The sequence below is a fragment of the Flavobacteriaceae bacterium genome (assembly GCA_014075215.1).
Lineage (GTDB): Bacteria > Bacteroidota > Bacteroidia > Flavobacteriales > Flavobacteriaceae > Polaribacter.
Genome location: CP046177.1, coordinates 3,156,542 through 3,169,517, shown reverse-complemented (window position 1 = coordinate 3,169,517; position 12,976 = coordinate 3,156,542). Strand labels below are relative to the sequence as shown.

The 12,976-nt window shown below is 33.0% G+C and carries 11 protein-coding genes and 1 pseudogene; 6 read left to right on the top strand and 6 right to left on the bottom strand.

All coding sequences use genetic code 11. From position 1 onward, the window contains the following. Nucleotides 1-109 precede the first annotated feature (109 nt). The 4 genes and pseudogenes from GKR88_15770 to GKR88_15755 all read left to right on the top strand — a co-directional run bounded on the left by GKR88_15770 (nucleotide 110) and on the right by GKR88_15755 (nucleotide 4,433). Nucleotides 110-964 (top strand): annotated as a pseudogene (locus GKR88_15770) (hypothetical protein). Nucleotides 965-1,472: 508 nt separating this feature from the next. Continuing rightward, nucleotides 1,473-2,441, top strand: a complete 969-nt coding sequence (locus tag GKR88_15765) for a glycoside hydrolase (GenBank protein QMU66752.1) — start codon at nucleotides 1,473-1,475, stop codon at nucleotides 2,439-2,441. Nucleotides 2,442-2,493: 52 nt separating this feature from the next. Continuing rightward, nucleotides 2,494-3,168 carry a hypothetical protein gene (locus GKR88_15760; GenBank protein ID QMU65594.1) on the top strand — a complete coding sequence of 225 codons (675 nt, stop codon included), beginning with the start codon at nucleotides 2,494-2,496 and terminating at the stop codon, nucleotides 3,166-3,168. Next, entirely contained in the window at nucleotides 3,168-4,433 is a 1,266-nt protein-coding gene (locus tag GKR88_15755) for an outer membrane protein assembly factor (GenBank protein QMU65593.1), read from the top strand. Before GKR88_15760 ends, GKR88_15755 begins: the two co-directional genes overlap by 1 nt. 208 nt (nucleotides 4,434-4,641) lie before the next feature. On the opposite strand, the gene GKR88_15750 is transcribed toward GKR88_15755, so the two are convergent. Together GKR88_15750 and fdhD are read right to left on the bottom strand one after the other, a co-directional pair. Next, the gene (locus GKR88_15750; GenBank protein ID QMU65592.1) at nucleotides 4,642-6,936 is read right to left on the bottom strand and encodes an FdhF/YdeP family oxidoreductase; all 2,295 of its coding nucleotides are present in this window, start codon (nucleotides 6,934-6,936) and stop codon (nucleotides 4,642-4,644) included. Next, a complete protein-coding gene (gene fdhD / locus GKR88_15745) occupies nucleotides 6,929-7,735 on the bottom strand; it encodes a formate dehydrogenase accessory sulfurtransferase FdhD (protein ID QMU65591.1) in 807 nt (268 codons plus the stop codon). Before fdhD ends, GKR88_15750 begins: the two co-directional genes overlap by 8 nt. A 266-nt stretch (nucleotides 7,736-8,001) precedes the next feature. Between fdhD and GKR88_15740 the strand changes: the two genes are divergently transcribed. Further along, entirely contained in the window at nucleotides 8,002-8,190 is a 189-nt protein-coding gene (locus tag GKR88_15740) for a hypothetical protein (GenBank protein ID QMU65590.1), read from the top strand. A gap of 474 nt (nucleotides 8,191-8,664) precedes the next feature. After that, the gene (locus tag GKR88_15735; protein ID QMU65589.1) at nucleotides 8,665-8,805 is read left to right on the top strand and encodes a hypothetical protein; all 141 of its coding nucleotides are present in this window, start codon (nucleotides 8,665-8,667) and stop codon (nucleotides 8,803-8,805) included. A gap of 212 nt (nucleotides 8,806-9,017) precedes the next feature. On the opposite strand, the gene GKR88_15730 is transcribed toward GKR88_15735, so the two are convergent. The 4 genes from GKR88_15730 to GKR88_15715 form a co-directional block, all read right to left on the bottom strand. Then, the gene (locus GKR88_15730) at nucleotides 9,018-10,100 is read right to left on the bottom strand and encodes an AI-2E family transporter (protein QMU65588.1); all 1,083 of its coding nucleotides are present in this window, start codon (nucleotides 10,098-10,100) and stop codon (nucleotides 9,018-9,020) included. Between the two features lie 665 nt (nucleotides 10,101-10,765). Beyond that, nucleotides 10,766-11,719 (bottom strand): DDE transposase, encoded by a 954-nt coding sequence (locus GKR88_15725; protein QMU65587.1) that lies wholly within the window; start codon nucleotides 11,717-11,719, stop codon nucleotides 10,766-10,768. 19 nt (nucleotides 11,720-11,738) lie between these two features. Further along, a complete protein-coding gene (locus GKR88_15720; GenBank protein QMU65586.1) occupies nucleotides 11,739-12,092 on the bottom strand; it encodes a transposase in 354 nt (117 codons plus the stop codon). Between the two features lie 128 nt (nucleotides 12,093-12,220). After that, a complete protein-coding gene (locus GKR88_15715) occupies nucleotides 12,221-12,934 on the bottom strand; it encodes an IS1595 family transposase (GenBank protein ID QMU65585.1) in 714 nt (237 codons plus the stop codon). Nucleotides 12,935-12,976: the final 42 nt, after the last annotated feature.

The window sequence follows — 12,976 nt, the reverse complement described above, 5'->3', positions numbered from 1 at the left end:
ATATATATTATATATTTATGAAATTAATTTAACATTCCTCCGACTGTGTACTGAAAAACAAGATGAAAAAACAAAATTTTAATTAAAAACTATTTATTAAACCTGTATTATGAAACGATTTTTACTAATTATTACACTATTTATAAGTTATAGCTATCAAGGGTTTTCCCAAGAGGACGAGGATAATGATTCGGATTCAAAAAGCGTCATTCAAACCTATACACCTTCTAAATTATTAAAGAAAGGACAATGGGATATTAAATGGTTTAACAATTTATATACGCAGACGGAAAGTACTTTTACCAATGGAGCAGAGCCCAGGCAAACATTTTTTACATCATCGCTAGATATTTTTACCGGAATTTCAGAAAGAAGTTCTTTTAATTTCGGATTGTTGTTAGAAGTTCGTTCTAATGTGATCGCAGGAAGAAATGCTTTAGATGTATTTGGTTTTGATGGTCAAAACGGAACTGCACGCTCCGGTATCACCTCATTTGCACTGGCAGTAAAGTTTAATCCGTTTAAGAAGATAACCAATTTTACAGTCCAAATGGCATTTCATATTCCCTTAATAAGTCAGGAAACAATAAATGGTGTCTTTTTAGACCAAAAGGGATATATTTTTCAAAATAGATTTTTTTATGATTATACTTTCCCAAGTGGTGATTGGCAATTATTTACAGAGCTAAATTCTGAGTTTAATTTTGGAAAGAAATCAGATAGTTTCGCTAATAATAGTTGGAATTTAGCTCCGGGAGTTTTCTTAAGCTATTTCCCAAACACTAAATTTACAATTTTAGCACTAATACAGCACACTCAACGAATCGATTTAGGAAACGATTTTTCTCAAGATTTCACAGCTTTGGGAAGCGGAGCGAAGTACCAGATAAGCAAAATTTTAAATATAGAAACTTTATATACCAATTTTATAAGAGGTCATAATACGGGATTAGGGGAAACATTTCGATTTAGGAAACGATTTTTCTCAAGATTTCACAGCTTTGGGAAGCGGAGCGAAGTACCAGATAAGCAAAATTTTAAATATAGAAACTTTATATACCAATTTTATAAGAGGTCATAATACGGGATTAGGGGAAACATTTCGATTTAGGAAACGATTTTTCTCAAGATTTCACAGCTTTGGGAAGCGGAGCGAAGTACCAGATAAGCAAAATTTTAAATATAGAAACTTTATATACCAATTTTATAAGAGGTCATAATACGGGATTAGGGGAAACATTTCGATTTAGGAAACGATTTTTCTCAAGATTTCACAGCTTTGGGAAGCGGAGCGAAGTACCAGATAAGCAAAATTTTAAATATAGAAACTTTATATACCAATTTTATAAGAGGTCATAATACGGGATTAGGGGAAACATTTAACATTGGTTTAAGAGCATTGTTCTAGTGAGATTAACTAATTTAGGGTCTATATTATGAGAATAATCAGGCTCTTTTTTTTATTTTCCTTCATTGCCTTCAATTTTCTTTCTAAGGGAAACGCCCAGAAGATTAATGGGGTTAGTTTTGTATCCTCTAGTGATAGTATTACAAGTAAGGACACAAATCCGATAGTTCATATCAATGCCAACTATGCTGCATTAATGCCTTTCGGCTTTATCAGAGAATTATCATCGCCTGAAATCCGTTTTAATACCAAAGGACAATGGTATGGAGAACGAGAAGAGGGCATTAAACAGTATGCTCACGAATTACAAAAAAAAGGTATCAAGATTATGGTAAAACCTCAAATATGGGTCTGGAGAGGAGAGTATACAGGTTTTATTGCCATGAATACCAAAAAAAAATGGAAAACTCTTGAAAATTCCTATGAGCAATTTATTTTAACCTATGCAAAGACTGCGCAGGAAATTGAGGCTGATCTATTTTGTATGGGTACGGAGTTAGAAAAATTTGTTAGTAGCAGACCTGAATACTGGAAGTCATTAATTCAAAAAATCAGAAACATATATAAAGGAAAATTAACATATGCTGCTAATTGGGACGAATTTAAACGTGTTACATTTTGGAGTCAGCTGGATTATATTGGGATAGATGCTTATTTTCCTTTAACCGATAAAAAAACACCGACAGTTCAGGAATTTGAAGAGGGTTGGGAACAGCATAAAAAAGAAATTAAAAAAATACAATTTAACTATAAAAAATCAGTTTTATTTACAGAGTTTGGTTATAGAAGCCTGGATTATGCAGGAAAAGAGCCTTGGGATTCCAGACATGTTTCAGGATCCGTAAATTTAGAGGCTCAATTGAATGGTTTACAAGCAATTTACAATCAATTTTGGAAAGAAGATTGGTTTGCAGGCGGGTTTGTATGGAAATGGTTTCATAAGCATCATCGGGTTGGAGGTAAAAATAATAACAGGTTTACACCTCAAAATAAACCTTCCGAACTGTTATTAAAAGAGCTCTATGCAAATTAGAATTGTATTTTTTTTAATTTTTATCCTCTGCTTTTTTTCTTGTAAAAAAGATATGGAGGCTACTCTAAATCAAAATCTACAGGAATACATAAATATAAATTCCGATACTCCTTTAGGGGAAGTTATTGCATGTGCAGCGAGTGAAAATCAAAGAGAAAGCGTCTCTTATATTTTTTATTACCCTATAGAAGGTGCCACAGATATTCGATATTATGAAACAGAGACAACTTCTGTAGATTCAAATGATTTTTCAAATTATACCATGAAAAGTTTGCAAAAAGAAGCTGTTTTTGGTGGGAAATTAGAACGATTTGTGAGGTTAAATTCAGAAGAATCCTGGAGCATTGTTACTTTTATGTTTCAAGGAGCGTTGCATAGGTCGAATCCAATCCGATTAAAAAATGAATCAAAACCAACAGAATATAAAAATACCGTAAATATTGACCAAATGCAATCCTTAATGCCCTTATTTACCTGGAGTGATGGAATATATCCCGATAATACTATTTATTTTCAGGTTATAGATATACAACAACAATTTCTCTCGGGAACCTATACTTATGATAGGTGGTTTCAATATAAAAATACTACTAATGTTTTATTAGATATTAATACCAATGTGCCTCCGAGTCTTGTTTTAGGAGAAAATTATAATTTTACACTAATGGGTGTAAGTGTAGATAATTGGGTAAATTTGATTATTGAAAAACCATTTACAGCTCAATAATGATACGGAAATTTCTTTTTTTGTTTTGTCTATTTCTTGTTTTTTCAGAACTGAAAGCACAAGAACCTGTTATTTATGATATGAAGATAAGGGGCGCTAAAAGAACAAGAGTATCTTTTATTAAGAAGATAATGGAATCCAAAGCAGGAGACAAATTAGACTCACTAATGCTTACAAATGATATTGCGAACTTACGTAGGTTACCAGGTATTTCTCATGCCTATTTTCAAGTCTTTTATTCACATGACAATTTTTATAATGTATACATAGATATCGAAGACAATTTTACCATCATCCCATTTGTAAATTTCTATACTACAAATAATAATGAATTTGCTTATCGAATTGGGTTACATGAGTACAACTTTCTGGGAAAAAATATTATCATAGGTGGTTTTTTTCAACGAGATATCTATAATTCTTATGCCGTTAATTTTAGAGCACCCTATTTGTTTACCAGAAAATTAGGTTTAGCTGTTAACTTTCAAAGTTTAACAACACAAGAACCTGTTTTTTTTGATGGTACTACTTCGGATTACAAATACAATAATACTTCTTATGAAGCACTAGGGCTCTATCAGTTTAATTTTAAAAACCGGGTAGAGTTAGGAATGAGTTTTTTTACTGAAGATTATCAATATAAATCAGGTGCGACAAACCCAAATGTTCCACAGGCATTGGTTGTAAACAAATCACTTGTTAAACTAATATATGAATACAACGACCTGGATTATTACTACGAAAGTGTTTCAGGGTTTCGTAGCCTTTTTAACTTTCAATATGTAAGTACCAGAAATCAAATTTTACCTAATTTCTCTATAGCCTGGAATGACTTTTTTTATTACAAACGGGTAGAAGAAAAAGGGAATTGGGCCAATAGACTTCGGGTTGGTTTTGCTACTAATAGCGATTCTCCTTTTGCGCCTTTTTCCGTAGATAATAATATTAATATCCGCGGCGTGGGGAATACCATTGACAGAGGAACAGGAGTTGTTGTATTAAATACGGAGTACAGATATATCCTTTATAAGAAAAACAATATTACAGTTCAGGGAAATGTATTTGTAGATGCAGGCTCCTGGCGTAATCCGGGTGGGAATTTTGGAGATTTTAGCAGAGCGGATAATGTAAGGGTTTACCCGGGATTAGGACTGCGCTTTATTCATAAAAAAATATATAATGCTGTTTTTCGGGTTGACTACGGATATGGAATTACTAAAAATGCAACACGTGGTTTTGTTTTTGGTATTGGGCAGTATTTCTAATACCACTTCTGATTTAAAAATATTTAAATAAAAAACAAAACCTCATTTTTAACATCTCTTTAACAATCTGTTCATCAAATAAAAACCATAAAATCTACTTTTTATTGCCTGTTTTTAAAAGGTTTTGCAATTTCACATAGCGCTACGGAAGGAAAAAAAGACAAAAACAGAGTGGAAAACACCTATTTTTTTAGCAAATTCAAAAAGTTTAAATGAGTTCTATAGTAATGATTACCGTTTTTGATGTGGGTGTCCCGCTAATAGCTGCTTTACTTTTTAAAGGTACCAATACATTGGTTTCAGGAAAATAAGTTGCAGTACACTGTTCGGGAATTGAATAAGGAATTACTAAAAAATTCTTTGCTTCTCTTTTTTCCCCGTTAAAATGTGAGGTTAGGTTTACTTTATCTAATTTGTTTAACCCTAAGTTTTTCATGTCTTTCGGATTCATAAAAATAACTCTTCGCTCGTTTAATACGCCGCGATAACGATCGTTTAACCCATAAATAGTGGTATTATACTGATCGTGAGTCCTGATAGTCATCATCAGAAATTGGTCTTTCTTAAGTACTATTTCAGAAGGTGTGTTTATAGAAAAATTTGCTTTTCCTGTAGTAGTAGTAGAAAAATCAAGATCCCTTGCATTATTGGGTAAATAAAACCCTCCTTTTATTCGTACCTGTTTATTATAATCTTTAAAACCGGGAATAGTGGCTGCTATTTTATCTCTGATAAAATCGTAATTTTCAGTAAACCGGTTCCAGGGGATGTTAGATTTTTTGAGAGTAGCATTGGCTATTCCGCATACAATAGCAGGTTCACTTAGTAATTTTGTAGAACAAGGTTCTGAATTTCCGGATGTTTTATGGACAACACCCATAGAGTTTTCTACACTCATAAATTGTTTTCCGCTTTGCTGAATGTCTTTTTCCGTTCTTCCTAGACATGGTAGAATTAGAGCTTGTTTACCGTGAACCAAGTGACTTCGGTTTAATTTGGTAGCTATATGAACGGTAAGGTTACAATTTTGCAGGGCCTTAGCTGTGTATTCGGTGTCCGGTGTTGCTGATATAAAATTTCCTCCCATACCGATAAATACTTTTACCTTTTTTTGGTACATCGCTTCAATGGCATTTACCACATCGTAGCCATGCTTTCTTGGGGCTTTAAATCCGAATTCTTTTTCCAAGCTATCAAGAAAGGTATCTTTTGGTTTCTCCCAGATGCCCATGGTTCTGTCTCCCTGCACGTTTGAATGTCCGCGGACAGGGCAGGTTCCGGCCCCTTTTTTACCGATACTTCCTTTTAGTAGTAAAAGATTGACAATTTCCCTGATATTGTCTACCCCGTTTTTATGCTGTGTTAGCCCCATTGCCCAGCAAACAATTATTTTTTTGTTGGAGGCAATCATTTCTGTTGCTTCTTTAATAATAGTCATATCCAGACCGGTTTGGGGCAATAAATCTTCAATTTTATAGCGGTTTAAATCCGTTTCGAAATGATCATATCCATGTGTTTTATCTTTAATGAAATCATGGTCAAAAATTGAGCCTGGATCTGCTTTTTCTTTCTCTATTAAAAGTTTAAGTATGATTTTTAATAGCGCAACATCTCCATTGATTTTTACCTGTAAAAATAAGTCCGTTAATTTTTGACCTTTTCCCACCCATTTTATTGGGTTTTGAGGATCTTTATATCGCATTAATCCAACTTCCGGCAGTGGATTTATGGTCATAATTTTACCCCCGTTCTTTTTTGTATTTCCCAATGCGGTAAGCATTCTGGGGTGGTTGGTTCCCGGGTTTTGACCCATGACAATCACTAAGTCAGCATCATTGAAATCATCTAAAGTAACAGATCCTTTGCCTATCCCAAGTGTTTCTGATAAAGCGGCACCACTACTTTCATGGCACATATTAGAACAATCGGGCAAGTTGTTAGTGCCGTATGCTCTTACAAATAATTGGTATAGATAAGCTGCTTCATTGCTTGTTCTGCCTGAAGTATAAAAAACAGCTTCATTAGGCGCGTTTAAAGCATTTAGCTCAGTTGCAATAAGCTCAAAGGCATTCTCCCATGATATTTTTTCATAGTGATCTGCATTTTCTCTGAGAATCATTGGGTGTGTAATACGCCCGCTTTTACCTATTTTATAATCAGAAAGCACCGATAGCTCATTTACAGCATGTGTAGTAAAAAATAGGGGAGTAGCTTTATTTTTTGTTGCCTCTTCCGCAACTGCTTTTGCACCATTTTCGCAATATTCCGCTAAAAATGCCCTTTTTTCATCAGGATCCGGCCACGCACACCCGGGGCAATCAAAACCTTCTTTTTGATTTAATTTTGCTAAAAGAGAAATTCCTTTTCTAATACCAACTTCATCTTTGATATGAGTAAATGCCGATGCAATAGCTTTTACTCCGGCAGCAGCAGTAGGGATTTTGTCGAGTTTGATTCCGGTGAATTTCTCCGGAAGCCGGGGATATATTTTTTTTCTAGCCATGATTTAATTTTTCTAAATAAGAAGCATTTGCATATACTGTCATTTTATGATTTCTTGTAAAACCAACCAGACAAATTCCAAATTCTTTGGCAAAATCAACGGCTAAAGAAGAACAAGCAGAAACTGCTACGATCACAGGTATTTTCGCAATAAAAGCTTTGATTACTATCTCATAAGATACTCTGCCACTTACCAGTAGATAATTGGCATCCGTAAGTTTTTGCTTTTCCAATAAATCTCCAACACACTTATCTACGGCATTGTGCCTGCCAATATCTTCTTTGATGGTTAACATCTTGTGTTGTATGTCAAAAATTGCTGCTGCATGACTTCCGCCGGTCTTTATAAATACTTTTTGTTTTTCTTTTAACTGCTGAAATGCTTCCAACAAGAAATCCGCTTTACAAGTTTGTTTTCGTAATTTTTTTGCTCCTCCTACTTTTATATCGTTTAATTGTTTCTTCCCACATATTCCACAGGAAGATACAGACAATAAAGTCCTTTTATTTAAATATCCTTTACCAAGATCCGATTTGTTAATAGTAATATTGATTACGGTTGAAAAGTCATCGTGTTGTGCTACTATTTCATAAGGCAAAGAATGTTGTTTTTTATAGATATCTTCAGCAAATAAAAGCCCTCTGATCAGTTGAAGATCATCATTTGGTGTCCGCATAACAACGGTATAAGGATTTCCATTGATATTGATTTGTAAAGGAGCTTCTATTACTAGATGATCATCTATAAAAGATATTTTTTCTCCGAATATTTTTAATCCCTCGTATAGAAGTGTTTGCATTAAAATAGATCTTATACTATTCTACTGTAAAGTAAACCATAAAATAGCCAGTGTTCTAAACAAAAGTACATGAATTTTTTTATGAACTCATTTAAACTTTTTGGATTTAAGCGAACATTAGAAGTTTTAGCTCTGTTGAAAGCTTTTTTGAGTTGCATAGCAGTGCTACGGAAGGAAAAAAAGATAAAAACAGAGTAGAAAACAGCAATTTTTTAGCAAATTGAAGAAGTTTAAATGAGTTCTATTTGAAAATTCACAAAAAACAAATGAAAAAAATTAAAAAAAGAAAAGCCTTGAATATATCAAGGCTTTTTGAAGTGTTTTACACCCCTAAAATAAAACACTTCATTTTAACTGTAGAAGTTAAAGTGATAAATATAAGACAAAAAAATGAAATGCAAAAAAAATCTAATGAATGTCACAGAGTAAACGCATTAAAGTTAACATGTTTTTAATCAATACTTTATGATTTTTTGATCCAAGTTAACCTGTAATTATTTTCAAAAAAATGAATAATCATTAAAGGTAAGTTTAAAAAATTACGAATAAAATCCATTATTAAATGTCAATTCTTTAATGAAAAATTAGTTTTACTGATATATTCATAAAAGTTTAATGCGTTTGCCCTGATGAATGTCAGGGCAAACTCATACTTTTTGGATATGATTTAATGGCTATAAAAATTTGAATAAATACTTGATATTTAGTTAAATAATATTTTTTTGTCATTGATTTTTAGTACATTATATTGATAATCAATAATTTAACTATTTTGAAAACAACTAATAATTTCAAGTCTATATTTAGTCAAATAGACGACATCCTTTTATATAATCGATACCATCTTTTACAATGGTTTTTATGTTTGTAATTCCCAGTTGCTTATTATTATATGTTACAATTTTTGATAGTTTGGTATCTATTTCGCAATGAGTAACTTTTGTAAAGTGTTTGGCAAAGAAAAATGTATCAATACCAAAACCTCCGGTGATATCAGTCAGGGAATTACCGGAAATGATGGTACTTTTGTAATAGGCAGTTATTTCGGAAGAGGCCTGCTCTATACTTAATGTATCCGGATAGTATATATTTTCCGAACGGAACCATATAGGGAGCTTGATTTTTGACTTTTGTTTTGCTATGATTTAATTTGCCAATTCTTGGGAGGTAATACCTGCAAAAGGACTTCCTTTTAAAATAAGTTTTGCAATATCCCCGAGTCAAGATGCTGTTGCATCCAATCTTGTACTTCCGGTTAAAGAATTGATAAGTTTAATAGTACTTAGATGTCTTTAGTTAAAGACTTAACAATCTTATTGCCGGATAAAAATTCTTTTAAAATAACTTTTAAAACGGTATATGTTGGTACGGCAATAATCATCCCTACCGGTCCCATTAATAAGCCTCCGATAATAATGATCAGAAATATTTCAAGTGGGTGCGATTTGGTCGTTTTGGAAAATATAAGTGGCTGACTAACAAAATTATCCACTAGTTGTGCAACTAGGTACCCAATCATTATATATAGAGTTGTTGGAAGTATTTCAGTTCGGAAATCCTGTCCAATATTACTCGTCATTGACAAAATAATCATTAAAATTGCACCAATCAGAGGGCCTATATAAGGAATTAAATTTAACAATGCACATAGAAATGCAATGACTATAAAATTTGAAATTCCAAAGATCCATAAAATAATCGTATATATGACAAAGAGAATACTAATTTGTAATACTAACCCGATAAAGTATCTTGAGAGCAGCTCGTTTATTTTTTCTATGGATTTTGAAAACCTGTTTTCGGTGCCGTTGGGGACAATGGTCAGGATACTATTTTTAAAAATCCTACTGTCTTTCATAAAAAAGAAAGAGATAAACAATATAGAAAATATGGCAATACTAAAAGAGCCTAATGTGCCTACAATAGAATTCAACACATTGGGAATAGATTTTAAACTCGAAAGAATATCAGCGTTTTGTAATTCACTCAAAATATCTATATTTTTTGATTTAAAATAACTATTTGCCTGTTTGATAATATTTTGAACATCTTCTTTTAAACTTTCTGTTTGAAGCAGTGACAAATTTTGACCTTGCTCCATGATCAAAGGAATAAACATACTTATTAACCCTACTAAAAGACCGACAAATAAAATCATAGTAGCTATTACCGATAATGTTTTGGAGAATTTTAATTTTCTTCTCAAAAAAACAATCAAAGGCCTTGCGATTACAGCTATTACTGCTGCAATGACTATATAAATAATAACGGTTCGGACCAGATATAAAAAATAGCACAGAGTACTTATTCCTAACAGAATTGCTAATGCTCTTAAAATTCCGTTTGATATTATTTTTGCATTCATAATGAACTATTAGTTGTATGTATCTCCGTAATATTTTACTTATGAGTAATTTTTAATTTTATACTTTTCGTTATTAGTTTTATTGCCGTCGAAGCATGATTCTTCAAAACTACAATTTTTTTTGATTTTTAATATTAATACAGTTTAAAGTTAAAAAAGTTTGAAAGTTGAAATGGTCTATAAAACTTTTACAGGGTTGATTTAGCAAGAAGTTCAACTGATATTTTTATTTTATAAAGGTCTCAATAATTTAAAATATTAGGGGATCAATATAAAAAAACTGCTCTTAGATAAAAAGCAGTTTGTTAAACTAATATTTATGTTAAAAAAATTAATTTCTGGTACAGTGCACAGATAAAGTAGTAGTCCGGTCGTCAAAGGTCATTTGGTTAAGACCGCTTTCTAGGGATAGAACACGTGCATTGTCACCCTGCTTAAACCAATCGTATGATTTACGCCAACCTTCCAACTCTGAATACTTTTTCTTAAACCAATCAATAACCTCCAAGGCTTTACGTGAACAATCCCACAACAAATTGTAATCCGTTGGAAAATGAACATTACTCTCTACTACAAAGCTATCAGTTTTTACACACAATGCTGCCGTTTCTTTTTTTTAAACACTTCTTTGTGACCAAAACTCGGATCAAGACTAATTGTTGTGTTTATGCAAAAATTGTAGTTAATCTATAGAGGAAGAATTCTGTGTTTTTGACCCCTCTAAATTGTAATCTAAAGGCTTTGATTTTGGCATTGAAAGATTCTGCCGCTGCATTAGTACTTCTATTAATGAAGTAATTCAATATTGATCTATAGTTAAGCCTGATAGAGTTTGCTATGGTATTAAAAGCCTTGTATGCTGTTTGTTCTACATCTTTATACCAATGCGCTAGTTTTGTATAAGCGACTTGTATTGAGTTTGCTGTGTTGAAGATATTTCTAAGTCCTTGTACGAGCTTAAAAGCTGTTTTGATATCAGGATATCTTTTAAAGAGGATGTTAGCTCTTACTCTTTGATCTTCTGTCCAATTACTTGGTGCTTTGTAGAGTAAGTATCTGCTTCTAGCCAAGAGTTGCTTTATGGTATCTCCATTTTCTAATATTTCAGGGTAATATTCTTTGTTATTGGTTTTGGCAAGTTTGATCCGTTCATTTTCTGTATCTATGGCTTCCCATCGATGTTTGATCCTAATTTCTTGAAGTGCTTCTAGAGCTAGTTTCTGTACATGGAATCTATCGGTTACTTGTATGGCTTTGGGGAAACACCGTTTGGCAATCAGCTTCATGGAGTTCGCCATATCTAGGGTAATTTCTCTGACCTTGTTTCTTTTCGCAGATGAGATTTTAAATAGGTGTTTGATAATAGGTTCTGCTTTGGTAGTAGCTATGATCGCCACAATACTTCCTTTCTTTCCTTTAGCTTTTTTATTGGTAACGATGGTGTAGAGTTCTCCTTTTGATAAGGCTACTTCGTCGATAGATAATCGAGTTCCTATATTCTCAGGGAAGATCAACCACTCTTTGGCATGAGACTTTTCCTTCCACTGTTTAAACTCACTCAAATAATCTCGATACTGCCTTTGGAACTTCTTCCCATTCACGCCATAGATTCTTGCAATGGTTTTGCAATCACTCTTCTCAGTATCGACTAATCTCTTTTAAAAAAGCAGCAAACTCACCTGTCATGCGAGTTCCCTGAGCTACTAGATTCCAATCTCTTTGAATGATTTGCCTAGTCTCTTTATCTAACCATCTACGTCGCCTTACGTGAAGATACACAGTGTTTCCACGCAAAGGAAAGTCTTCAATAGTAATCTCTTTGTGGAAACCATGAGCAATTACATTAGGATTTATGACTTCTTTAGGAACAACATTACGCTCTTCAAAATACAAATGAAGTTCCTCATTTCGATGAGTGTGTCTTACCAAATCAAAATGTTCTACGAGCATCTCAGGTAAGATGAATTTTAAAAGGTCTAAGGATAATTCCAATCTCTGTTTTTTTTTACAAAGATCAAAACTTTAATTCAATCCACACAAAACTTTTGACCCTGATCCCTAATTGCTTCGTTTCACTCGCAAAGACACACTTCATTCAATCTTCAATTAACAATTAATCTTCATCTGAACTCACACACAACTTTTGTGACTGATCCATAATCACCTATGTCTACATAAGACGTGCTTTTGTCGCTAAAAACAATGCATGTATCATCAAAATTACTATCAATAAGCGTGTTGACTTCTTCTTTTTTATGAGTATCCAAAACTTTCATTTTAAAATAACGACATTGTTTGGATTGTTTCCCAGTCTTTAAATATTCTAAAGGTACAGACTCTGCCATTACCGCTACGTTAGATTGTTTTTGACTGCCTCTGCCTCTTTTAAGCTTTTGTCTGTCGGATTCTTTTGTTGCCACAGTAAAGTAATCTTGATCAAACTCAATCATATCTTCAAGGTCGTATAAATTATCTCGTTTTCCCATAGCCGAACGTATTCTGTGCATAAGAGACCATATAGTGGTATAACGTGTATGGTTGAGCTGACGTTGTAATTCGGCAGCAGAAATACCTTTTTTACTAAAAGTCATAAATGCCATAGCGAGATACCAAGTACGAATAGGTAAATTGGAGTTCTCCATCATAGTACCGCTGCGTAGAGTAGTTCTAAAACCACAATAAGAACATTGCCACATCCATTTAGACTTTAACCAATAGTGCTTTTTTGATTGACATTTTTTGCAAATGACTCCTTCTTTTGAACGAGCCAACTTCATATGTGATTTACAGGAAAACTCATCTGGAAATTGTTCAATAAAATGTAGTAAATTCATAATTCTAAACTTTATATTAAGATACGAATTTTTAAATTAGTG